The organism is Rossellomorea sp. GCM10028870, assembly GCF_042666755.1.
In the GTDB taxonomy this organism is placed as follows: Bacteria; Bacillota; Bacilli; order Bacillales; family Bacillaceae_B; genus Rossellomorea.
In genome coordinates this window covers 133,762-156,285 of record NZ_JBHTGN010000005.1, presented here as the reverse complement: position 1 = coordinate 156,285, position 22,524 = coordinate 133,762, and the positions used below count along the sequence as shown (strand labels likewise).

Here is a 22,524-nt window from a genome sequence, read left to right as displayed (position 1 = left end):
GGGCTCGCTCTGGGGCGACAAGCATAAGACGAGTAACCCGGAAAGGCGTTCTTTGCCTTTTTGGGTTACTTGGCTTATGACCTCGAGCCCCAAGCCCCTGGAGCTGGACATGTAGAAAAGCGGAAGGGGCTCGCTCTGGGGCGACAAGCATAAGACGAGTAACCCGGAAAGGCGTTCTTTGCCTTTTTGGGTTACTTGGCTTATGACCTCGAGCCCCAAGCCCCTGGAGCTGGACATGTAGAAAAGCGGAAGGGCTTTGCCCAGAGGCGACAAGCATAAGGCGAACCTGCCGGAAAGGCGCTCTTTGCCTTTTTGGCCAATTTAGCTTATGACCTCGAGGGACTAGCCGCCGGAGCTGTACAATAGAAAAGCGGAGGCGGCTTGATACCCTATCCAAATTTTACCTGATCCTGCCAAAAAGGGGATCACTCCAAAGAGTGATCCCCATCATTCATATTAAAACGTCCACTATTGGACGATTTTTTTCATTTTTAATCCTTCGATGTATGCGAACGCTTCGTCAATTTCTTCTGTTGTATATTTCTGCTTACTCTTAAGTGTGAATACTTTCTCCACGACTTCTTCTTTTGGAAGGTTATCAAAATATAAGACTGTCGAAACTAGTTCAAGAAAGCGTGCTGATTGAATGTTCATATCGGTCAGGCAATCTCCTAAGCAGGGCATTTCTTTTTCATATATTTGCAGGAAGTCTTCTCCCTCTTTGGTGACGGTGTAGCGGTATTGATAATACCCGCCCTTTTTCTCCTTCACCTCGGAGATGAATCCCATATTGCAGAGCTCTTCCACCCGAAGCGTAAGCTCTTCCGAATACGGACCATAAAAATGGAACTGAAATTTTTCCTGAAACGGGAATTCAAGCTTCTTCGCGATGAAGATCATCTTTTGAAGCTTTTTTCTTCCCACCACTTCACCCGAGGCTAAGAAGGCACTCATTAGTTTTGCATGATCTTTCAACAATGTACGTCATCTCCTACTCCTAGTATTGCGTTTGTAGATCCTCATTGTGTCGCGTCGTTTATGTCAGTTCTAGGATCGTACGTATTTGTCTCTTAATATTTTTCTTCGTTGATTCGTCATATAGTAAATCCACCGGATAATATAATTTATGATCGGTTCGGCGTTTTCCGGAAATGGAATCGACGATATCCGACTGCCTCGATAACTCGCGCAGGTCATCATTTCTCATTAATAAATGAATCGGAAGCCGTTCTTCTTCCTCGCCCGGTCTGTAGAAATCGTATGGAAGGTCTGAAGATGAGTCTACCACTAAATAATAGTCAGGATCGATCCCCGCTTTTTTAAACAGGGTTTCAAGCTCACTGTGCTTCTTATATTCCTTCGCCGGATCAAATTCCACGTACTTAAATAAATTACGGTTCATGAACCGTTCACATAAGTCCCGTAAAATCGGATCCTCTTCTTCCTGCCAAATTTGAAAATAATACATAATGACCGCTTCATCCAGTTTTAAATAATCCTCAAGGGAAACCTCTTCTTCAAACAGGGAGTAAAAATGGATCGGGCTTTGCTTAAAGGAATAAAACTCTTCATGGAGCTCCTTCGCTCTATGTAGAATCTTCGTTAAAATCACTTCTGCACTCCGGGTAACCGGATGGAAATATACCTGCCAGTACATCTGATAGCGGCTCATAATATAGTCTTCCACTGCATGCATTCCGCTTTGTTTGATCACCACTTGGTCTTCACGGGGTCTCATGACACGAAGAATTCTCTCCATATCGAAATGACCGTAGCTGACTCCGGTAAAATAAGCGTCACGCTGCAAATAATCCATTCGGTCCGCATCGATCTGACTTGAAATCAGGCTGACTACCAGTTTGTTCTCATACGTCTTCGCAATCACTTCCGCTACATGCTTCGGAAAATCCGGTCCCACTTTTCTGAGAACCGCATTCACCTCTGTATCTCCTAAAATGATGGCTTGAGTGAAATGCTCGTGATCCAGGTGAAACACTTTTTCAAAGGAATGAGAAAACGGTCCATGCCCAAGATCATGTAATAACGCAGCGCATAGAGACAATAATCGTTCATCCTGGTTCCACTCCGGCCTGCCGGCAAATACATCGTCCACGATTCGGCGGATGATCTCATACACTCCAAGAGAATGATTGAACCGGCTATGTTCCGCACCATGAAAGGTCAGGTAGGTGGTCCCCAGCTGCCTGATCCTGCGAAGTCGTTGAAACTCTTTCGTTCCAATCAAATCCCAAATCACGCGATCCCTTACATGAACATACCGATGAACAGGGTCTTTAAATACTTTTTCTTCATGTAATTTCTGCTTGGCATACTCCATCTTCTACCCTCTTCCTAAACTAGCATATTTCTATTATAGCGACTCTTTTCTTCGTATTCATCTCGAATTTTGTCGAAAAAAATAGGTATTTGGCCTTTGAATGATCAACCGCAAGCGTTCCAAATCCTTCAAAAAAAGTTGGACGCTTGACAAAACCTCTAAATAATAATTCTCTACCCCTTAACTAGTTTCCTTTTCCAAAGAGGCGCAAACCTTTATTTATTTTTATCCATAGAAAAGAAAAAACTCCCTCACTGGAAGTTTTCCTTTATTTCTTTATTTTCTTGATCACTTTCTCCATTAGCTCTTCTTCAGTCAACGCCGCTACAGGACGATTATTCACAAAGGCGAATGTCTTCTTGCGTCCTGGACCACAATAGGATTGACACGCAATATCGATCGGTGCCTCCGGGTCAATTTCTTTTAATTTGGGAATTAAGGTTTTTAGGTTAACGGCCTGACAATCATCGCAAACACGGAATTCGTTTGCCATCTGTCAACAACCCTTTCTATCTATTGAAATGGATTTCATTCGTCGTAAACATCGATTTATAGAATACAGTTTTCTGCAATGTTTTGCAAGAGAACATCGTTTCCAGCTTGTGGGAATCCTCACTTATACAACGAAACTAGCAGACAAAAAATAAATTTAACATATTCGTATAAAAACCTATAAAACTGTCCATCCTTTAACCAACGAATCATTTAAGAAAACTATGGGAGTTGAGATGAAATGATGATGAAAACAAGACAGGATGCCTGGACGGAAGAAAATGATCTATTATTAGCAGAAACGGTCCTTCGTCATGTAAGAGAAGGCAGTACACAATTAAATGCCTTTGAAGAAGTGGGAGACAAACTGAACCGCACATCTGCCGCATGTGGTTTCCGCTGGAACGCAGTGGTGCGTCACCAATACGAGAAAGCTCTTCAACTAGCAAAAAAACAACGCAAGCAGCGCCACCGCATCCTCGGTAAAGATCAGGGCGGCAAGAAGAAGCTTTTATATCAGCCACCTACTCCTTCATTCGAAGATTTAGACGCTATGTCTCTATCAATGTCTGAAGCTGAGGAAGAAATGGAATTCGAGCAATACGAGAACTACGTACCAGAAACGGAACAACTGGGGAAAGAGTCCGAAGAAGCGCCGAACTTTGAAGTGGAAGTAAGCGAAGAACAAGCCTACGTTCCGCAGCAGGCACCTGCAGCTAACCATGTGGTAAAGCCTTCAGGACTAAAAGGTGAAGTGACACTAGAGAAAGTCATTGCGTTCCTGCAAAACCTGGCTCAAACCAACATGAATTCCGACTATGTAAAAATTGAGAATCAGAGATTAAAGCAAGAAATCGCCGAACTCAGAAAAGAAAACAGCGAGCTTGAAAAGAAAGTCAAAGCTCTTGAAAACAATTCCGTCACCATGCAGGAAGATTACGAAACACTTATGCAAATCATGAACCGTGCAAGAAAGCTTGTCCTTTTCGATGAAGACGATGCCAAAGCGCCACGATTCAAAATGGACCGTAACGGAAACTTAGAAAAAGTAGCTGAATAAGCGTGATTCCCAACCAGTGCGTCTATGGGCGTGCTGGTTTTTGGGTTGGGTGGACAATTCTGACACCAACATAAAAAGCCGGACCCCATTCCAACCGAAGTCCAGCCATCCCTTCTATCCCAAAAACTTCTCATTCCGATCAACGACCCTCTGATAATACATTTCATACATTCCGTACTCTTCCCCTTGAAGTGCACTGCTATAAAATTCACCGCTGAACTCTTTTAAAGACTGAAGGAACCTGAGCATCACGTCTTGAATCGATAACTCGACTCCAAGCAGTTCCGATAAAGAAGCCATCACTTCAGGAGCAATAACAGGAAACGTAAACTTCGTCGTTCCATCCTTCAAGCCGGTCTCATAAAAACGCTGAATCAGCCTCGCCCGTTCAGAACCGCTTCCATTGACGCAAAGGTACACCTGTACAGCTACTCCATTTCGGATTCTGCGCTGAGAAATGCCCGCAAATTTTTGATCATTGATACTTAAATCATAACTTCCAGGACAGTAGGACTGCGTGATTTCCTTCGCCTCGATCTTCACATCAAAGTCCTTGAACATATCCTTCACAAGTAACCACATGGCATCGTAGCCACGATTAATATCGATCCCTTTTTCTGAATCGGGGAAAACCAATGATAGATTCAATACTCCTTCATCCAATACAACGGCAAGGCCTCCGGAGTTTCTTACGATATATTGATAGCCTTCTTCTTCCAACACCTTCAAGGCATCAGAAAGAAACGGCAGCTTTGTATCCTGAATGCCCAGTACGACCGTATGATGGTGAACCCATGAGCGTGCCGTCGGGTCTGACTGAGCTGCTCCGATCGCCGTGCACAACGTATCATCCATGGCAAACGACTGCAGTGCCCCGAACATCGGTCCCAAGCTTGATTGATCGATCACTCTCCATCTATCTTGACGAAGCAGTGCATATGCTTTTTCCTTATCCATAACGCTTCTCCTTCACTCACAACATGCGAGCTCATTATATCATATAATGGCGGGGTTGCTAAAAAGGGGTGGACAATCCAAGGGGGGTCGCTTTTCGTTTGAGGTTGATTACCTGTTAAAAACTACGGTCATTTTCACAGATGAATATTCCGATATATTTGCCTGTTAAAAAATGAGTGATATTTAACAAGCCAAACGGTAAGTCTCTCCTGGTGCCAGGAACCAATCCAGCACACCCAAACGAAAAAAAGCCGAACCCCAAAAGGATCCGGCTTTCTTCACAACATCTATTAAATTACAGCGCCTGAGCAGCCGTAATCAACGCAAGCTTATACACATCTTCTTCGTTACAGCCGCGTGAAAGATCGTTCACAGGTGCGTTCAGTCCTTGAAGGATTGGGCCGACTGCTTCGAAGTTTCCTAGACGCTGGGCGATTTTGTACCCGATGTTTCCTGCTTCAAGGCTCGGGAATACAAAGACATTCGCGTTACCTTGGATGTCTGCACCCGGTGCTTTTTTCTCTGCTACAGATGGGACGAATGCAGCGTCGAATTGGAATTCACCGTCGACAGTCAGTTCCGGTGCTTTTTCTTTTGCAACGGAAACGGCTTCAACCACTTTTTCCGTTTCAGGTGATTTAGCCGAACCTTTTGTGGAGAAGCTTAGCATTGCTACTCGTGGGTCGATGTCAAACATTTCAGCTGTTTTCGCACTTTCGATCGCGATTTCAGCCAGATCCTGGCTGTCAGGTGAAATGTTGATCGCACAGTCAGCGAATACATACTTCTCTTCTTCACGTACCATGATGAAGACACCGGACGTTTTGCGGACGCCTTCTTTTGTTTTGATGATTTGAAGAGCCGGACGAACCGTATCAGCTGTCGAGTGAGCTGCCCCACTTACAAGACCGTGAGCTTTGCCCGTGTATACAAGCATCGTTCCGAAATAGTTTCCGTCTAATAGGATTCTTTTCGCATCTTCTTCTGATGCTTTTCCTTTACGGCGCTCTACGAATGCCTTCACAAGCTCGTCCATTCCAGGGAATGATGCCGGGTCTACAACGTCACAACCGTCAAGCTTCACACCAAGCTGCTCGGCTTTTGCATTGACTTCATCCACGTTACCGACTACGATCGGTGTCAAGATGCCGTCACTCGCTAAACGGGAGGCTGCTGCCAGAATACGTTCATCTGTACCTTCAGGGAAAACAATTTTTAACTCTTTGCCTTTTACTTTATCTGTTAGTGTTGTAAATAAGTTGCTCAATAGAGGGACCTCCTTGATTTATACATATCCAATCTTAGAATACTCTTCTCATATAGGAATTCAAGGAAAAGGGGAAATGTTATCGGTTTCATAGGAAAAGTCTTTGTTTTCTAATAATTCCTATTTCCTTCTACCCTTTTCTCTACACCCCTAAGCCTATGTAATAATCCACTAAGATAGTGTGTTCCACATATCCCTTGCCTATCCACTATTTGTGCCATTTTATCGACATTGGGTTTTGTATTCTTACTCTAAGGTCAAACTATGATATAGTAAAGTTGGAAAAAGTACTTTAAGGAGTGATTACGTTGGCAGAACCGGCACAAACATTAGATGGTTGGTATTCCCTGCATGATTTTCGCGCGATGGATTGGACTACCTGGAAGATGCTTCCGAGTGAAGAAAGAGCCTCAGCGATTGCTGAATTCCACCGTTTCTTAGATAAGTTAAACAGCACGCAGGATGCAAAAGAAGGAAGTCACGCTCTTTACACCATCGTTGGTCAAAAAGCAGACTTCATGTTCATGATCCTTCGTCCTACGATGGAAGAACTGAATGAGCTGGAAAATGAATTCAACAAGCTGAAAATCGCTGAATTTACGATTCCGACATTCTCTTATGTTTCCGTTGTGGAACTTGGTAACTACATGCCTTCTGAAGGCGATCCTTATGAGAATCCATATGTACAGGAACGTATCTACCCGATCCTTCCGAAAGCGAACCATATTTGCTTCTACCCAATGGACAAGCGTCGCCAGGGGAATGATAACTGGTATATGCTTCCTATGGAAGAGCGTCGTGACATGATGAGAAGTCATGGCATGATCGGTCGTCAATACGCAGGAAAAGTAAAACAGATCATTACTGGTTCTGTCGGTTTTGATGATTATGAGTGGGGTGTTACCTTATTTGCTGATGACGTGCTTCAATTCAAAAAGCTTGTGTACGAAATGCGTTTTGATGAAGTAAGTGCGCGCTACGGCGAATTCGGTACCTTCTACGTAGGTAATCTATTAAAAGAAGAAGCGATTGCGAAATTCCTTCACGTGAACTAAATACACTCTAAACGACAAGCTCTTGCGGCTTGTCGTTTTTTTATGAAAAAGGCGCTTTTCGGAAACATTGTGGTTCAATAAGTTTGGTTGTGCCAGGGCTCTTCAATCAGTGTGCCTGGAACGGACAGGAACGGTCCATTTTTCACACAACCACTCATCTGAATAAAAATGGCCTCTCCCTCATTCAAAAAAACAAACGAATATATTGTTCCCCCCCCACATAGACATGAAATAGTGAGACATATAGCATCTCCTAAAGCGAGGTGGGAATATGGCTGTTATTCCTTATAACGAGAAGGAGGTAAAGCTCCTGGCTCGACTGATGAGGGCTGAAGCCGAAGGAGAAGGACAGCTTGGCATGCTGATGGTAGGGAATGTCGGGGTGAACCGAGTACGATCCGATTGCCTTGACTTCAAGAAATTAGCTTCTCTTCAAGACATGGTGTTTCAAAGTCCAGGTGGATTCGAGGCCACTCAAAAAGGCTACTTCTATCAACGGGCACGACAAAAGGAAATCGATTTAGCAAGAAAGACCATTAAAGGAGGCAGATATCACCCTGCTCAATTCTCCCTATGGTTTTTCAAACCTGCAGGCGACTGTCCTGGTCAATGGTATAACCAGGCAAACTCAGGACGATTCAAATCCCACTGCTTCTATCAACCCACCAGAGGCGATTGTCCAAAAGTATATTAACTTTATTAAAAGGAGGTATTCGGTTTGGCGAATCAACAATCAAACCCGTATATGCAAGGGTATAATCAATCAGCATATAATCCATATGGTCAGTATTACGGTGGAGGGCAAGGTCAGGGCCAGTATTTTCCTCAGCAGCAAAGTGGTGGAGGTTATCAAATACCTCCACCGACGAGCGCTCCGGCACCTTCTCAAAATGTTCCTGGAATGCTTCCGATTGAAGAGTCGTATATCGAGAATATTCTCAGGTTGAACAAAGGAAAAGTAGCGACTGTATATACCACGTTTGAAAATAACAAGGAGTGGAACGCAAAGATTTTCAAGGGAATCATCGAAGCGGCAGGCCGTGATCATCTTATCCTGAGTGATCCACAAACCGGGACCAGGTACCTCATCCCAATGATTTATCTAGACTACATTACATTTGATGAAGAAATTGAATATGAATATCCGTTTGGAGCAGGCGGCTCTATGCAAGGCTATTCCCAACGATAAAAAAATACCCTGTAAGGAAATCATTTTCCTTACAGGGTATTTTCATTTTATAATGTTTTCGCTGCAAACATAATCAGAAGCACCCATGCAACTAGGAAGCTCACCCCACCAAGAGGAGTGATCGCTCCAAGTACCTTAATTCCAGATAGGCTCAGTACATAAAGGCTTCCTGAGAATAAAATCGTTCCAATCAGCATCAGCCATCCGGACCATGATAGTAAGGATGTAGGTGTCACATTTCCCATGAGGACCCCGACGATGATGATTCCGATGGCGTGGAACATTTGATACAGGACTCCAGTGTTCCATGTGTCGATATACTTCTGAGAGATCTTCCCTTCCAAGGCGTGGGCACCGAAAGCTCCTAAAGCGACAGATAAAAAGGCGTTGATTGCTCCAATGATAATAAATGTTTTCATAATGGTCCTGCTCCTTCTTCACTTAGTGATTAAAAATCGAATAAAGAATTTCCATTCGCTCCATCATCCGTTTCCAGAGGCTCTTCTTTCTGGATGGTGACAGGCTTCTGACTCGGTTGTGATTCCTGTAAATATGGCAATGTTTGTTGAAGTTGAAACGAAGGTGCTGCAGTAGATGCCCCGTGGTTTTCCTCCAACAAAACCTCGCATAGAGCCTTTATTGAATACACATGTTCACGAATTTGCTGTGACTTTTCGGCTGATTTTGCTTTTCCGAGTTCGTTTTCTATTTTCTTTATTAATGATTGATGCGGGATATTCACAATTGATGACTCCTTCCACAAGTCTTCCCGTACATGATTTATCGTTTTACTTAGAGTATGTACTTCCTAGAGATGACCTACATCATTATCCTAATTCTAAATGAAAGATTTCGCAAATATCTTCTCGTCATCATCTCTGTTTAGGCCTGAATTTCAGACAAGGACTCCCCGAGGATTGAAAAACCACCAGTGAAGGCATGGATTTCGTTTTGAACCCGTAGCCTTTACAACCCCGGGGATGAGCCTGCTCCCAGGTGGTATAGAAATAATGACATTGAAAGCAATTTATATGCTTCTCGTTTTTCATTTGGCGCCCCCCTACAAAATAAACCCCTCCATATACGAGGGGCCATCCATTGTTTCACGTGAAACATCCGGTTATTCGATACACCAGTCAATCTCTTTTATCCCTTGTTCCCGTAAAAACTCATTTGTTTTTGAATATGGTTTACTTCCAAAGAAACCCCGGTGTGCGGATAACGGGCTCGGATGAGGAGCCGTGACGATATAGTGCTTGGAAGAATCAATGAACGACTGCTTCGCCTGAGCAGGTTTCCCCCATAAAATAAACACCATCGGCTTCTCTCGTTCATTCAGGATCGAGATGACATGATCTGTGAATTGTTCCCACCCTTTTCCCCGGTGGGAGTGGGCCTTCCCATCTTGCACGGTTAATACCGTATTTAACAGCAGGACGCCTTGCTCTGCCCATTTCACCAGGGAGCCATGGGCAGGGATCGGGCATCCGATATCATCCTGAAGTTCTTTGTACATATTTCGTAATGACGGAGGAACCTTGACTCCTTTTTTGACAGAAAAGCTTAAGCCTTCTGCCTGATCCGGTCCATGATAAGGATCTTGTCCAAGCAATACAACTTTCACGTCTTCGTACGCTGTGTAATGAAAAGCATTGAAGATATCATGCATAGAAGGATAAGTTGTGTTCGCTTCATATTCCCCTTTAAGCCATTCTCTCAAGGTCTGATAATATTCCATCTGAAGTTCATCTTCCAGAATGTCTGCCCAATCGTTTTGAAAAATCGTCGTCACTGTTAGACATCCTTTCTAGTCCTGAAATTGAATCGTAACGTCATAGCCTAATTGTTCAAAGAAACCCTTCAATGATTTCTCAGCATTTTTCTCCGCGGCTTGAAGCAACCCCTGCTCAACCGCTTCCTGACTGATTTGGTCCTTGGCCACTTCCGCAAGGGCAAACCCTTCGTTCCAGTCCACATCATTTCTGAAAATCCCTTCTACGGAGAAGGTCTTAATGTTCTCAGTATCAATGGAAGGGTCCTGCAGAATCTCAGCACGTGGCAGGGTTAATTGAATTTCTTTCTTCTCTTCATCAACTACTATATTGTCTTCATCGATTCCCTGTAAATCAACCCCTGCCAGGACGGTTCCAGGGACCACCATCAGAAGCTTCCGTTTTGTCCCGGGTAGATCTGTATTGATGTCTTTCCCAAATAATTGATTATCCTCCTGTTCGATTACAGCCTTTACAAATCCTTGAGCCGTCGCCAATGAACTCATTTCTTGAATCCTCTCTACAAAAGCCCCCTTCTCTTCTGTAAAGGTGGATCCGGATAGCCATGAATAGACCCCGATGGATACTCCTCCTACTAATAGGATGAAAAGAAGGAGAATCAACAACACTCTATTTTTCCAAAAGGACAGAACGGATGTTGCTAATTTCCAAGCCGAAAAACGTCTACTGCTTCTATTCTCATACGCCAAAGAGGCACTGGTTTCTCTCTCACTCGTTTTCAAATCTGCTAAAATCGCTTCAATTTCTTGTATTTTCTTGTATTGATTTGTCAAATGCTTCACCTTCCTCTCTTCTATTATAGGAAATAATGTAGAATCTTGGAAACAATTATTCTCCCAAAACCATTTCTATATTATGGAAGTTTTAATTTCCTACAACCGGGAAAAGAAGGGACAAGACATTAAAATTAAATGGAGGGTATGATCATGTATAAAGTTCAAACTGCTGAAAATGTGGTAGAAGCGAAAAGAGAAATAGAAATGTTTACAAGTGAAGGTTACTCTAAAGATGAAATCTATGTGTTTGCACACGACAAACATCGTTCTGAACACATCACCGAGGCAACCCATACGGAATCCACTGGTATAAAAGAACAAGGAATCATTGAGTCCATGGGTAATCTATTCAACAGCCGCGGAGATGAATTACGGTCGAAAATGAAGTCCGTGGGGATGAACCAGGCAGAAGCGGATGCCTATGAAGAAGAACTGGATAAAGGTAAACTTGTCATCGTCGCTTCCAAAGAAGCAACAAATAATAATGCGAAACCATTCTAAGTATTAACGATTCATTCAATTCCAAAAGACGCCCGAGGAAATCATTCCCGGCGTCTTTTTTTGTAATAGCCAAAAGAATTTGTATTTACCCGCACGTTATTATATTCTTTAGTCAGACTTTTACTTTTACAATTATAACGAGTTACTTTCTTAGGAGGAATGCAACCATGACATTAAAAAAAACCCTTACGATCGCTGGATCCGATACAAGCGGTGGAGCCGGGATCCAAGCCGATCTTAAAACATTCCAGGAGCATGGCGTGTATGGCATGACTGCTCTTACAACGGTTGTTACAATGGATCCGAACAACCATTGGCATCACCAGGTTCATCCACTATCCATTGATACATTGGAAGCACAACTGGAAACGGTTCTTTCTGTCGGAATCGATGCCATGAAAACAGGCATGCTCGGTACAGTTGAAATCATTGAGCTTGCAGCGAAGAAAATAGATGCATTCGGGTTGGATAAAGTCGTCATCGACCCAGTAATGGTATGTAAGGGTGAAGATGAAGTATTAAACCCTGAAACAACGGATGCCATGAGAGAGCATTTGCTCAAGCGTGCCACTGTGGTAACTCCTAACCTATTCGAAGCAGGTCAGCTTGCCGGGTCTGGTCCGATCAAGACCATTGATGAAATGAAGGAAGCCGCAAAGAAAATCCACGATCTTGGGGCGAAAAATGTTGTCATCAAGGGTGGAAAGCAATTACAACACGATAAAGCTCTTGATTTATTCTATGACGGAAACGAATTCACTCTGCTAGAAGAAGAAAAAGTAGAAACGACGTACAACCACGGTGCTGGCTGTACATTCGCAGCAGCCATCACGTCAAACCTTGCAAATGGACAAGACGTGAAAGAAGCGGTACAAAACGCGAAAACATTCGTTACAGCAGCCATCAAACATGGTTTCAAACTGAACGAATACGTAGGTCCTGTCATGCACGGAGCTTACAACCGATTCGAAAAATAATCTTGGACCGGTGCCAGGCACGAAAGAACCATTTTGTGCCTGGCACTTTTTTTGAGGGACGGACCTCTCCTGTCGAATTCCACTCTCTCCTCCTCAATCATACTTTTCGCAATCACTCATGAATTTTAGTAAGATAGTACATAATGGTTAAGAGTCTTTTCTGTATCTAAGGAGGAAAAAAGATGGAACCGATCAAGATTGCTGATGTGCACGGGATCATTACCCAACTTGCCCGTCAGGACGTTTATATACATTTAGAAACTACCAACGGAGCCTATGCTTCTCACTTTAATGAAGGTTTCTTTTCTGCCGGAGCCTATATAAGAAACGCGAAAGTCAACTATGAGCACGGAAAAATCATTGGGGACGGACCTTACCGTGTCGGATTGAAAATTGAGATCGGCTGGATTTATGCTGAAGGACTGACTCATTATGAATTTGATGAACAGGGTCGCCTGTTACTTGCAGGACACGGTGCCGATGGAAAACTTGCCGTTGCCCTTGAAATCAGCCCGACACCTTTTAACTAAACGATATGAACCAACTATAAAAGGAGAGGTCAACATGGAAAAAGAAAGACAAGTACTTGTCATCTTTCCACATCCCGATGATGAAGCATTTGGTGTATCAGGAACCATTTCCACTCACGTAAAAAATGGAACGCCCGTCACCTATGCCTGCCTCACGTTAGGGGAAATGGGAAGAAACTTAGGAAACCCACCTTTCGCAACAAGAGAATCGCTTCCACAGATTCGTAAAAAAGAATTACAAAAAGCGGCCGATGTGATGGGAATCCAGGATTTACGCATGATGGGATACCGGGATAAGACCCTTGAATTCGAAAATGATGAGAAACTTTCAAACATGGTGACAGAGTTAATTGAAGAATTAAACCCTTCACTCATCATCACGTTCTACCCGGACTACTCTGTTCATCCCGATCATGAAGCAACAGCAAGAGCCGTGGTCCGTGCCGTTCGACGCTTGCCAAAAGAATCAAGACCGAAGCTTCACTGCCTTGCTTTCTCAAAGGATTGCGAAGTAGAATTAGGTCAGCCTGATATCCTTGTTGATATCACACCTGTTAAAGATCAAAAAATCGGTGCCATGAAGGCTCACATTTCTCAAACAGCGTGGATGCTGAAGGATTTGGAAAAAGGCATTCAACAAAATGACCCCGAAGCCCTAAAATGGGTGACAGTGGAACGATTTTGGAGTTACCAGTGGGGAAATGACAAAGTAGAATAATGATTATGAAAAGAGTTTGGGCTTTGCTCGAGCTCTTTTTTTATTGTGCTCTTCTAATGGGTAATTTGGTGAATACAATAAATACAACTAATTAATGAGTGATTACTCACTTTACAAGTCACTCTGCATACCTTATATTAAAAGTGAGTAACCACTCACTAACTTCTGAAAGGTGTGATTCAATTGAATTCCATCATCCAATTGAACGGGCTGTCCAAGTCATTCGGCTCTCAAGAAGTGTTAAGAAATGTATCTCTTAACATCCCAAGAGGAGATATCTATGGATTATTGGGCCCCTCTGGCTCGGGCAAAACGACGTTGATCAAACTTATGATCGGACTCGAAACCCCATCGACAGGGAGTGTAACCTTCAAAGGGAACAAGCTGAAAGCAAAAGAGCTGTACCCAACCATCGGATATATGGCTCAATCAGATGCCCTATATGATGAGCTGACAGCGAAAGAAAATTTATCTTTCATGGCTTCTCTCTATGGATTAAAGAAAAAGAAACGAAACGAACAAATGGAGAAAGTGATGACGACCGTCGACCTTCTGGATCACCTTCATAAACCTGTTCATCAGTATTCAGGAGGCATGAAAAGAAGACTGTCCCTTGCCATTGCCCTCTTACATGATCCCGAGGTTTTATTTTTGGATGAACCGACCGTAGGGATTGATCCCGTTTTAAGAAAGGAAATATGGGATAGCTTTCAACGTCTTAAGGAAGAAGGCAGAACCCTTATCATTACAACCCATGTGATGGATGAAGCAGAAAGATGCGACCGGTTAGGTCTATTACAGCATGGAGAAATCATTTCAAGTGATACGCCGGATGCCATTAAAGGAACCTATGGGGTGACTTCGATTGAAGATGTATTTTTGAAAAATGGAGGTGTTACCATTGAGGATTAGAGGGTTTGTCATTCGGATTCTTCAACAGCTGCTCAGGGACAAACGAACATTGGCCTTGATGTTTCTAGCTCCTTTATTGATTCTGAGTATGTTGTCCCTCGTATTTAACTCTGATGATTACGATGCCAAGGTGGCGATTGTGGATTTGCCACAACAGCTTGAAGCAAAGGTCGATACGAGTGATTTTGAAACATATCCAGGTACGGATAAAGCGTTAAGAGATATTAAAAATGGCAAGTTGGATGGCTATATTTCATTCGATGATCCAACCAGTCCTTCCATCGTCATTGAAGGCAGTGACCCCACTGTCAACGGGGCTGTGATGAAGAAAGTTCAAACTTTGTTTCCCGCCAACTCTCAAAAACTATCAGATCAAATGGAGTATGTGTACGGAAGCAAGGATATGGAGATGTTTGACTCCTTTGGCCCTGTACTTCTTGGATTTTTCGTCTTCTTCTTTGTGTTTTTAATCAGCGGGGTATCATTCTTGAGAGAAAGAACGACCGGGACACTTGAAAGATTGCTTGCTTCACCGATCAAGATTTGGGAGATGGTCGCAAGCTACGTGATTGGATTCGGCATCGTCACCCTTCTTCAAGCATCATTGATTTCCTGGTATTCGATTTATGTGTTGGACATGATGATGAAAGGAAGCTTTTTCAATCTGTTGATTATCATTGTCTCCCTATCTTTTACAGCTCTTACATTAGGAATAGTGTTATCTGCTTTTGCCAAGAATGAATTACAGATGATGCAGTTTATTCCAATAGTGGTCTTACCGCAAATTTTCTTTTCAGGATTATTTAACTTGGATACGATTTCTGGATGGCTAAGCTGGATTGGACCGATCACCCCTCTTTATTACGCAGCGGATGCATTAAGGGATGTGATGATAAGAGGTTTTGCCTTTGAAAACCTGCTCTTTAACCTATCCGTGCTTATTGGATTTTCTTTACTCTTTATTGTTCTTAATGTTGCAGCCCTACGAAAATACCGTAAAATATAGGGTGAGAAACGACAAGTTAGGGGTTCAAGCATGTTAGAAGATAATAATCTATTCAAGCATCTATTTGACCAAGAGGAAACACTGACGGAGAAACAACAGAAAATAGTAGAAGCAGCTATTGAAATGTTCGCTGAAAAAGGCTATGCCTCCACCTCTACCAGCCAAATCGCCAAAAAAGCCGGCGTCGCAGAAGGAACCATCTTCAGGCATTATAAGACGAAGAAGGACCTGCTTCTTTCCATCGTATCTCCTACGATGGCCAAACTGATTGCTCCGTTTGTGATCCGGGATATTAATAAAGTGTTAGATGCGAAGTATGATCGGTATGAGGATTTCCTTAAAGCCATGATTCTTAACCGACAGGAGTTTTTAAAAGAGAACATGACCGCTTTTAAGATTTTAATACAGGAAATCCCTTTTCATCCGGAATTAAAAGAACAATTCAAAGAGCATATCGCTGAAAAAGTGTTCGGGAAATTCGTCCGACTCGTCGATTATTACAAGGAAAAAGGACAAATAATAGACTTGCCTTCTCCGGCGGTTGTTCGGTTTTCAGCCACCAGTATCTTCGGATTGCTCCTGGTCCGGTATCTCCTCCTTCCCGAAGAAGATTGGGATGATGAGAAGGAAATCGAGATGACAGTGCAGATGATTGTGAATGGGATTGGGAAGGGATAAAAGTGTGGGAAGAGCTCCAAATATTCAATTTGGAGCTCTTTTTTAGTTTAGAAAGCCGGAAACAGAACTGAAGTTGCCACTCGAAAGCTTAATTTAAGCCGTCTCCTACCTATTTGGAGGAGTTTATTTTCAATTCTCCCTGAATGACTTACCCCTCCGTTCGTTTCCCCCCTGACCTAAACGGGTAAAACCTACTATCAGCACAAGGAGGTAGAAAAATGAGTTTTCTTTTCCACGAGAGTACATTGAAAGAACAACATATTCTCATCACTGGTGCAACAGGCGGCATCGGATTCGAAACGGCGAAAGTGGCAGTGCAGGTCGGAGCCAAGGTAACCATCACAGGCAGAAATGAAGAAAAGCTGAATCAACTAAAAGATGAGTGTCAGGATCCAAACAGGGTCTTCATGTATAAGGCAGACCTTACAAACGCTCAGGACCTGGAACAGCTGCTATCATCCGCTATTGAAGAACATGGCCCCATCACCGGTCTCGTTAATTCTGCTGGAATAGGCGGCGGTGATATGGTAGAGAAGTTATCAGAAGAAGTTGCACGAGAGATCATGGAGTTGAACTATTTCTCATTGGTCCAACTCTCACAGGCAGTATATAAACAAATGAAGGATAGAGGGAGTGGATCCATCGTCAACATCTCCTCCCTTTCAGGACTGAGAGGAACTCACGGCAATAGTGCGTATAGTGCATCCAAATTTGCGGTCACCGGGTTTACCCAGGCATTTGCCCATGAAGCAATTGAAAACAATATACGAGTGAATGCCATTTGCCCCGGTTATGTAGATACCGAAATGGGACGAAACGCCATCAAATCAAAAGGCGAACGAGAAGGCAGAAGCTATGAGGAGCAATTAGAGATCGCGAAAGACAGTATCCCCTCTGGACGGTTGACCTCACCGACCGAGGTCGCGAATACGATTGTGTATCTATTAAGTGATGCCGCCGTGAATATTGTTGGAGAGTCGGTGAAGATTTCAGGAGGAAGCGTGATGCGTTGATAAACCCTTACAGAACACCGTTCAAGCACGAACGGTGTTCCTTTAGTAAGTTAATAAGTGGATAAAAAGTAAAAATTAGTGCATTCATCACTTACACCATTCAGTAAATTATGGTTTAATAAATAGTACTATGGAACGATAATTGAGAAGAAGGTTGTGGAATTGAACCCTACCGCTTCTTTATAAAGTAAAAGCTGAGAGATCTTTCTCCTCTTTTTTTTACTTCAAAATCGAACATACGTTCTGTTGGTGGTGAAAAAATGGATTCGTTAATTAGGAAATTTTATCGTCATTATCCTCATCTCAAACATAATAAAGCTGTTGATTCCTTTATCAGTCAAACGGAAAATCAGAAATTAATAGAAGATTTTTTATGTCACCCGAGCGCGCGTAAGGAAGAACGTTTAAACGAAGCCTTTAAGGCCCATTACTTTGATATTCGGTTTACCTCATACGTCAGTTCATCCCTCTATTTTCACAGTGTGAACTTTGACAAACATGTTAGGAAATATAGTGAACGTCATCCTTTGACCCTTGATAACAAAGTCGATCATGAAGGCGGATCTTTTATTGATCTTGTGCCCGATCCTGCATCAGAAATACCCCCTTTTGCAAACTATTCGACCTTAACAGAGTGCCTTGAGAATGAAGAATTGCTTCAGGCATATGAAGCGTTAACAGACAAACAAAAGCTAATTCTCGACTTAGCTTATGTACAGGAATTCAATGATACTGAAATATCACGAATTCTTGGCATATCTCAACAGGCTGTATCAAAAACTCATCGAAAAGCATTAAGCACCTTAAAAACAATTTTAGAAAAAGGAGAATCATAAAGCATGGGAATATTATATGACCTGGTAAAAGAAGCTCAATGTAACACAGCATATGAAACGAACGTCATACAAACCTTCGAACCGAAAATAAAGAAATCATTGTATTTAACCAGAGTAGAAAATAGAGACGATCTTGAACAAGAGTTAAAGATCAAAGTGATACGTTATGTCAGGGATTATTCATTAGAGAATGTACCAGGATTATTTGATTTAAATAAACAATAAAAAAGGACAAACACTCACAAAACCTGTGGGTGCTTGTCCTTTTTCTATGCTGAATCGAGTTTCCTCAAAAACTTCCGGCTGCAGGTTGTCATTTCGCCCCCCTATTCTTCTTTATAGAGTGTAAGGCAAACAAAACAGAGTGAGAGAGATTGGGATGGTCTTTCTTTCTCTTCATCCCTTTTTGCCTCAAACATACAAAGGGAGCGATGATGAATGAATTGGACAAGAACATTACGACAAGGTGATTCAGGCAGCGATGTAAAGGAACTTCAGATTCGAGTTGCAGGATGGGCAGCAGGTTCCCCTTCCCAAACTTATGTGTCGGTGGATGGAGCATTCGGACCGGGAACGGAAGCTGCTGTTAAACGATTCCAAAGTGCATACGGTCTTTCAGCTGACGGAATCGCAGGAACGCAAACACATAGCAAATTGAACGCCCTTGAAGCAAGCGACGGCTCGACGGTCAACTTTGCTTTCAGTGAATTCTATTCGAAGGACGGAAGCGGCTTCTCGGGAGGAAATGTCGGCTCTACTCAAGTTAAGGAGAATGTACGACGATTAATGTACAAGCTTGAAGCTCTTCGTAAAAAACTTGGGAATCCGCCTGTTGTGATCAATTCTGGATTCAGAAGCATCACTCATAACCGAAATGTCGGCGGTGCCTCAAATAGTATGCACACTTACGGAATCGCAGCCGATGTTGATCCTTCAGGGAAAACGCCTGCTCAAGTAGCTGAAATTGCCAAAACATGCGGATTTAGCGGGATCATTAAATATACAACATTTGTTCATGTTGATAGCCGTATCGAGTATCCTTATGGTTCTCAATCGTTTTACTGGGCTTAAGGAAGGGAGGAAATAAAATTATGCCAATCATTGTACTTGATCCAGGTCACGGGGGAACAGACCCAGGCGCTGTTGGAAACGGACTGCAGGAGAAAAATCTCACGCTGGATATCGGATTAAAGGTTCAGAAAGTTTTAGAAGACAACTTTGTGGTGGATGTTCGTTTAACAAGAGAAACGGATGTATACGCAGGATTATCAGAGCGGGCGGATTTTGCAAATGGATTAGGCGCCTCTTACTTTGTATCCCTTCACCATAATGCCGGCGGTGGTACAGGGTTTGAAAGCTTTATTTATCCAGGTTCAGCAGCCTCTGAAACGGGAAGAAGACAAGATGTCCTCCACGGGGAATTAATGAATTTTTACTCAAAATACGGATTAAGAGATCGTGGACAAAAGGAAGCGAATTTCGCGGTATTAAGAGAAACCGCTATGCCCGCGATATTACTGGAAAACCTGTTTATCGACAGCGTGAATGATACGAATCTCTTAAAAGATCCAATCTTTCTTACTGGGTTGGCCAATGCCACTGCAGCTGGAATAGCAAAAGCACTTAATCTCAAACCGTAACAAAACGCAGGCTGGCTTAGGCCGGCTTGCACCTAAGGAGGAGTTACAATGGATTATTCCGTATTTGTTCAATTACTAGGAAATTTCGGATTTCCCATTGCCGTCACACTCTTTTTATTGGTGAAACTGGAGAAGAAATTGGAGCAGCTGGAATTGGCCATCCACTCCCTATCTAAAGCGTTTAGTAAAAACGAGAAATAGTTGAAGCTGGAGGATATGTAAATTGATCAAATTTGTTTGGGGGTCCATCGCTGTATTGCTTAGCTGCTCGGGAATTACTCTCCTATTAATGAATAACAATTATTGGGTAACGTTGATTTTACTTTCATTAAGTATCATCTTGCTTAATGTGAATGAAGCACATGTAAAAGGTTGAGCCGCGATGCTCAACCTTTTTTTCTATACGTTGATGCTGTATCAGTCATATCCTGAGTATATTATCAAACATGAAACACTTATCTTAGAGGTTTCATGTTTTTTTATTTTTTCAAAGCGTATAGGACAATCCTTAGTCCGGGAAGCCTTTAAGTAAGGAGGCGATGTATACATGAATACATTTGAAGTTTTATCTCTGATGCTCAGCTTTGGGATGTTTGTGATCGCTATTCTAAAATTTAAAGACAATGATGAGAATAAGAATTCATAAACACGCTGAAGAGCGTGTTATTTTTTTGAAAGGAAAAAACCTTCCCCAGCTCAATGCTAAAGAAGGTTCCAAACCTCTATTCCTCAATTTTAAGTGAATTCAAATTCACTTCATACAATTTATCATCATTTTCACGGGGAATTCCGCGGCCATCTGTGTTATTTGAGACAAAGTAAAGGGTATCCCCTTCCACAAATACATCGCGAATCCTGCCGAAACCTGTAAGCAAGTCCGATACCTTCCGGGTTTCGGGGTCAAATCTCTTCACACTTTGACCAGCGAGAGATGCAAACACTAAATCCTCATTCCAAAAGGCAGCTCCTGACGGGGCCCATGAAGGTTCGCCGGAGTGAGCGAGAGGCGAAATCAATGAATCCTCTTTTTCATCCCCTGTAATCTTTGGCCAGCCATAGTTGTTACCAGCTTCGATACGATTCACTTCATCATATCCATTTGGTCCGTGCTCCGTTGCATATAGCTCCCCGGCTTCGTTCCAGGCAAGTCCCTGAGGATTGCGATGGCCGTAACTGTAAACGTATGAATCCTTAAATGGATTGTCGTCCGGTATTCCCCCATCCAAATTCATCCGAAGAATTTTTCCGCCAAGAAAGGAGAGATCCTGGGCCTTATCCTGTTGGGTGGCATCCCCTGCCGTAATGTAGAGCTTGTTATCCGGACCGATTTCAAGTCTTCCCCCATGGTGGTATTGACCGCTTGGAATTCGGTCCAGTAGCACTTTTTCCTCGCTCCACCCGTTTTCCGTTCGTTGCAATACCACTACCCGGTTGTAAGGGTCTCCAGATTCATCGTATGTGTAGTAGGCATAAGCCTGTTGATTAGTCTTGAAGTCCGGGTGAAGCACAAATCCCAGTAATCCCGCTTCAGGTCGCTTCGATAACGGTTTTGAAAGATTGGTTTTCACGACCGTTTTTTTTCCATCACGTATTTCAACAATATCACCCGTTCTCTGGGTGAGGTAGAAATCATCACCGAGCTTATTTATCGACCAGGGAATGGAGAGGTCCTGGGCGATCACGTTGCTTTCGACACTCGGTTTGCTGACGGATTCACTTTTTTCCTGCTGTCCATCTGGCTGTCCCATTGAGCAGGCATTAAGTAGTAAGGTAAGACCAATGACGAATAAGAACCAACTGCGATTTTTTTGGTTTCTCAATTTTTTAGCTCCCTTATTCACTTTTTAACCATTATGGACAAAGTAAGATGTTCTCATTACTTAGCTGTCTGTTGAAGAGCCTCTTGAATCGCTTTTGCGACACCGTCCTCACGGTTGGTTGCGGTGATAAACGAACAGAATTCTTTTACCTGATCAAGGGCATTTCCCATGGCAACTGGTCTTCCAACTACTCTCATCATGGATAGATCATTAAGGTTATCGCCCATGGCCATTGCATTTTTGACTGAAAGCCCTTTGTCATCCAGAAGTTTTTGCAGAGCGACTCCTTTTTGAGCTTCCAGACTATTCACTTCAATATTTTCTTTACCAGATGAGCTGATCGCGATGCCAGCTATTTCATGTAATTTTTCGTTCGCTTCTGTTAATTGCTTTTCATCAAAAGAGAAAACAAGAAATTTGTAAACAAGTTGAGAAGAATCTTCGAAAAGGATCCCATAATCATCGACCAATTTAATATGACCTTTTTCAAATCGTTCTTTTGCTGCCTGTCTCACTTGTTTTTCCGACACATTTGGATTGGCTGTTGTAAAAATGTCGACAATCAGCTCGATCCCCATTTCATAGTTTTCAGTATACGTTCCTTGATCAGTGTATATTTCAAAGTAAATGCCCGTCTCGTTTAGTGCAGCGGCGATTTCTTTCGCCCGTGCTGATTCAATACCGGCCTGATAAACGATTTCACCTTTTTTATTTCGAACCTCGGCACCGTTGGCACAAATAATATCGCATGAGATGCCAGCTTCCTTTATGACATATCTGGCTTCTTCATACGATCTTCCTGTGGCAACAATCACTTCAACTCCTCTTTGCTGAGCATCCAGTATGGCCTGTTTGTTTGCTTCACTGATCTCTTGATTTTCATTTAAAAGGGTTCCATCCATATCTGTTGCAATACATGTAATCATAAGCAGACACCTTTCTATGGTTGAGTATTCTTAATTTAGC

The 22,524-nt window shown here is 42.7% G+C and carries 30 protein-coding genes; 19 read left to right on the top strand and 11 right to left on the bottom strand.

Features of this window, described 5'->3' with window-relative positions; genetic code table 11:
- Window positions 1-468: 468 nt before the first annotated feature.
- From ACFQWC_RS19260 to ACFQWC_RS19250, 3 genes are all read right to left on the bottom strand, one after another.
- Window positions 469-978, bottom strand: coding sequence for a YwgA family protein (locus ACFQWC_RS19260; protein WP_299745162.1), 510 nt, complete (start codon window positions 976-978; stop codon window positions 469-471).
- Window positions 979-1,036: 58 nt separating this feature from the next.
- Complete coding sequence (locus tag ACFQWC_RS19255; protein ID WP_341357186.1) at window positions 1,037-2,338, bottom strand: HD domain-containing protein; 1,302 nt, start codon at window positions 2,336-2,338, stop codon at window positions 1,037-1,039.
- A 268-nt stretch (window positions 2,339-2,606) separates the two neighbouring features.
- Window positions 2,607-2,831, bottom strand: a complete 225-nt coding sequence (locus ACFQWC_RS19250) for a YuzB family protein (RefSeq protein ID WP_044340592.1) — start codon at window positions 2,829-2,831, stop codon at window positions 2,607-2,609.
- Between the two features lie 246 nt (window positions 2,832-3,077).
- On the opposite strand from ACFQWC_RS19250, the gene ACFQWC_RS19245 reads away from it, so the two are divergent.
- Window positions 3,078-3,890 (top strand): RsfA family transcriptional regulator, encoded by an 813-nt coding sequence (locus ACFQWC_RS19245; protein WP_299745617.1) that lies wholly within the window; start codon window positions 3,078-3,080, stop codon window positions 3,888-3,890.
- Window positions 3,891-4,004: 114 nt separating this feature from the next.
- Here ACFQWC_RS19245 and lipL read toward each other — a convergent pair whose 3' ends face one another.
- A complete protein-coding gene (gene lipL / locus ACFQWC_RS19240; protein ID WP_377108849.1) occupies window positions 4,005-4,847 on the bottom strand; it encodes an octanoyl-[GcvH]:protein N-octanoyltransferase in 843 nt (280 codons plus the stop codon).
- A gap of 295 nt (window positions 4,848-5,142) precedes the next feature.
- Window positions 5,143-6,114, bottom strand: a complete 972-nt coding sequence (gene pta, locus ACFQWC_RS19235; RefSeq protein WP_299745172.1) for a phosphate acetyltransferase — start codon at window positions 6,112-6,114, stop codon at window positions 5,143-5,145.
- A gap of 308 nt (window positions 6,115-6,422) precedes the next feature.
- Between pta and hemQ the strand changes: the two genes are divergently transcribed.
- The 3 genes from hemQ (at window position 6,423) to gerQ (ending at window position 8,358) form a co-directional block, all read left to right on the top strand.
- Entirely contained in the window at window positions 6,423-7,169 is a 747-nt protein-coding gene (gene hemQ, locus ACFQWC_RS19230) for a hydrogen peroxide-dependent heme synthase (RefSeq protein ID WP_299745175.1), read from the top strand.
- Window positions 7,170-7,440: 271 nt separating this feature from the next.
- Window positions 7,441-7,863, top strand: coding sequence for a cell wall hydrolase (locus ACFQWC_RS19225; RefSeq protein WP_299745178.1), 423 nt, complete (start codon window positions 7,441-7,443; stop codon window positions 7,861-7,863).
- 51 nt (window positions 7,864-7,914) lie between these two features.
- Window positions 7,915-8,358, top strand: coding sequence for a spore coat protein GerQ (gene gerQ, locus ACFQWC_RS19220; RefSeq protein WP_377108972.1), 444 nt, complete (start codon window positions 7,915-7,917; stop codon window positions 8,356-8,358).
- Between the two features lie 47 nt (window positions 8,359-8,405).
- Here gerQ and ACFQWC_RS19215 read toward each other — a convergent pair whose 3' ends face one another.
- From ACFQWC_RS19215 to ACFQWC_RS19200, 4 genes are all read right to left on the bottom strand, one after another.
- A complete protein-coding gene (locus ACFQWC_RS19215) occupies window positions 8,406-8,777 on the bottom strand; it encodes a DUF423 domain-containing protein (RefSeq protein WP_044340168.1) in 372 nt (123 codons plus the stop codon).
- A gap of 29 nt (window positions 8,778-8,806) precedes the next feature.
- Window positions 8,807-9,100 carry a YwdI family protein gene (locus ACFQWC_RS19210; protein ID WP_299745184.1) on the bottom strand — a complete coding sequence of 98 codons (294 nt, stop codon included), beginning with the start codon at window positions 9,098-9,100 and terminating at the stop codon, window positions 8,807-8,809.
- Window positions 9,101-9,478: 378 nt separating this feature from the next.
- Window positions 9,479-10,150 (bottom strand): uracil-DNA glycosylase, encoded by a 672-nt coding sequence (locus ACFQWC_RS19205; protein ID WP_377108848.1) that lies wholly within the window; start codon window positions 10,148-10,150, stop codon window positions 9,479-9,481.
- Between the two features lie 15 nt (window positions 10,151-10,165).
- Window positions 10,166-10,924: a DUF4230 domain-containing protein gene (locus tag ACFQWC_RS19200; RefSeq protein ID WP_377108847.1), complete on the bottom strand. Its 759-nt coding sequence runs from the start codon at window positions 10,922-10,924 to the stop codon at window positions 10,166-10,168.
- A gap of 153 nt (window positions 10,925-11,077) precedes the next feature.
- On the opposite strand from ACFQWC_RS19200, the gene ACFQWC_RS19195 reads away from it, so the two are divergent.
- The 15 genes from ACFQWC_RS19195 (at window position 11,078) to ACFQWC_RS19125 (ending at window position 20,384) form a co-directional block, all read left to right on the top strand.
- Window positions 11,078-11,428 (top strand): YflT domain-containing protein, encoded by a 351-nt coding sequence (locus ACFQWC_RS19195; protein WP_044340173.1) that lies wholly within the window; start codon window positions 11,078-11,080, stop codon window positions 11,426-11,428.
- Between the two features lie 167 nt (window positions 11,429-11,595).
- Complete coding sequence (gene pdxK / locus ACFQWC_RS19190; protein WP_299745210.1) at window positions 11,596-12,405, top strand: pyridoxine/pyridoxal/pyridoxamine kinase; 810 nt, start codon at window positions 11,596-11,598, stop codon at window positions 12,403-12,405.
- A gap of 182 nt (window positions 12,406-12,587) precedes the next feature.
- Window positions 12,588-12,935 carry a YojF family protein gene (locus ACFQWC_RS19185; RefSeq protein ID WP_299745212.1) on the top strand — a complete coding sequence of 116 codons (348 nt, stop codon included), beginning with the start codon at window positions 12,588-12,590 and terminating at the stop codon, window positions 12,933-12,935.
- Window positions 12,936-12,969: 34 nt separating this feature from the next.
- Window positions 12,970-13,653: a bacillithiol biosynthesis deacetylase BshB2 gene (bshB2, locus tag ACFQWC_RS19180; protein ID WP_299745215.1), complete on the top strand. Its 684-nt coding sequence runs from the start codon at window positions 12,970-12,972 to the stop codon at window positions 13,651-13,653.
- A gap of 183 nt (window positions 13,654-13,836) precedes the next feature.
- Window positions 13,837-14,565: an ABC transporter ATP-binding protein gene (locus ACFQWC_RS19175; protein WP_299745218.1), complete on the top strand. Its 729-nt coding sequence runs from the start codon at window positions 13,837-13,839 to the stop codon at window positions 14,563-14,565.
- The gene (locus ACFQWC_RS19170) at window positions 14,555-15,571 is read left to right on the top strand and encodes an ABC transporter permease (protein WP_377108846.1); all 1,017 of its coding nucleotides are present in this window, start codon (window positions 14,555-14,557) and stop codon (window positions 15,569-15,571) included. The genes ACFQWC_RS19175 and ACFQWC_RS19170 overlap by 11 nt, the downstream gene beginning before the upstream one ends.
- 30 nt (window positions 15,572-15,601) lie before the next feature.
- Window positions 15,602-16,249: a TetR/AcrR family transcriptional regulator gene (locus ACFQWC_RS19165; RefSeq protein WP_299745224.1), complete on the top strand. Its 648-nt coding sequence runs from the start codon at window positions 15,602-15,604 to the stop codon at window positions 16,247-16,249.
- Window positions 16,250-16,467: 218 nt separating this feature from the next.
- Window positions 16,468-17,262, top strand: a complete 795-nt coding sequence (locus ACFQWC_RS19160) for an SDR family NAD(P)-dependent oxidoreductase (protein ID WP_299745227.1) — start codon at window positions 16,468-16,470, stop codon at window positions 17,260-17,262.
- 260 nt (window positions 17,263-17,522) lie between these two features.
- Window positions 17,523-18,098 carry a sigma-70 family RNA polymerase sigma factor gene (locus tag ACFQWC_RS19155; RefSeq protein ID WP_299745230.1) on the top strand — a complete coding sequence of 192 codons (576 nt, stop codon included), beginning with the start codon at window positions 17,523-17,525 and terminating at the stop codon, window positions 18,096-18,098.
- Between the two features lie 3 nt (window positions 18,099-18,101).
- Window positions 18,102-18,323: a hypothetical protein gene (locus ACFQWC_RS19150; protein ID WP_299745233.1), complete on the top strand. Its 222-nt coding sequence runs from the start codon at window positions 18,102-18,104 to the stop codon at window positions 18,321-18,323.
- Between the two features lie 213 nt (window positions 18,324-18,536).
- On the top strand, window positions 18,537-19,169 hold the full coding sequence (locus ACFQWC_RS19145; RefSeq protein ID WP_377108845.1) for a D-Ala-D-Ala carboxypeptidase family metallohydrolase: 633 nt from the start codon (window positions 18,537-18,539) through the stop codon (window positions 19,167-19,169).
- 20 nt (window positions 19,170-19,189) lie between these two features.
- A complete protein-coding gene (locus ACFQWC_RS19140) occupies window positions 19,190-19,738 on the top strand; it encodes an N-acetylmuramoyl-L-alanine amidase family protein (protein WP_299745238.1) in 549 nt (182 codons plus the stop codon).
- 48 nt (window positions 19,739-19,786) lie between these two features.
- Window positions 19,787-19,939: a YvrJ family protein gene (locus ACFQWC_RS19135; RefSeq protein WP_299745241.1), complete on the top strand. Its 153-nt coding sequence runs from the start codon at window positions 19,787-19,789 to the stop codon at window positions 19,937-19,939.
- A gap of 22 nt (window positions 19,940-19,961) precedes the next feature.
- Entirely contained in the window at window positions 19,962-20,114 is a 153-nt protein-coding gene (locus ACFQWC_RS19130) for a hypothetical protein (protein ID WP_299745244.1), read from the top strand.
- Between the two features lie 171 nt (window positions 20,115-20,285).
- A complete protein-coding gene (locus tag ACFQWC_RS19125) occupies window positions 20,286-20,384 on the top strand; it encodes a putative holin-like toxin (RefSeq protein WP_366141312.1) in 99 nt (32 codons plus the stop codon).
- A gap of 76 nt (window positions 20,385-20,460) precedes the next feature.
- Here ACFQWC_RS19125 and ACFQWC_RS19120 read toward each other — a convergent pair whose 3' ends face one another.
- Together ACFQWC_RS19120 and ACFQWC_RS19115 are read right to left on the bottom strand one after the other, a co-directional pair.
- Window positions 20,461-21,486, bottom strand: coding sequence for a PQQ-dependent sugar dehydrogenase (locus ACFQWC_RS19120; protein ID WP_377108971.1), 1,026 nt, complete (start codon window positions 21,484-21,486; stop codon window positions 20,461-20,463).
- A gap of 128 nt (window positions 21,487-21,614) precedes the next feature.
- The gene (locus tag ACFQWC_RS19115) at window positions 21,615-22,484 is read right to left on the bottom strand and encodes a Cof-type HAD-IIB family hydrolase (RefSeq protein ID WP_377108844.1); all 870 of its coding nucleotides are present in this window, start codon (window positions 22,482-22,484) and stop codon (window positions 21,615-21,617) included.
- Between the last annotated feature and the right edge of the window lie 40 nt (window positions 22,485-22,524).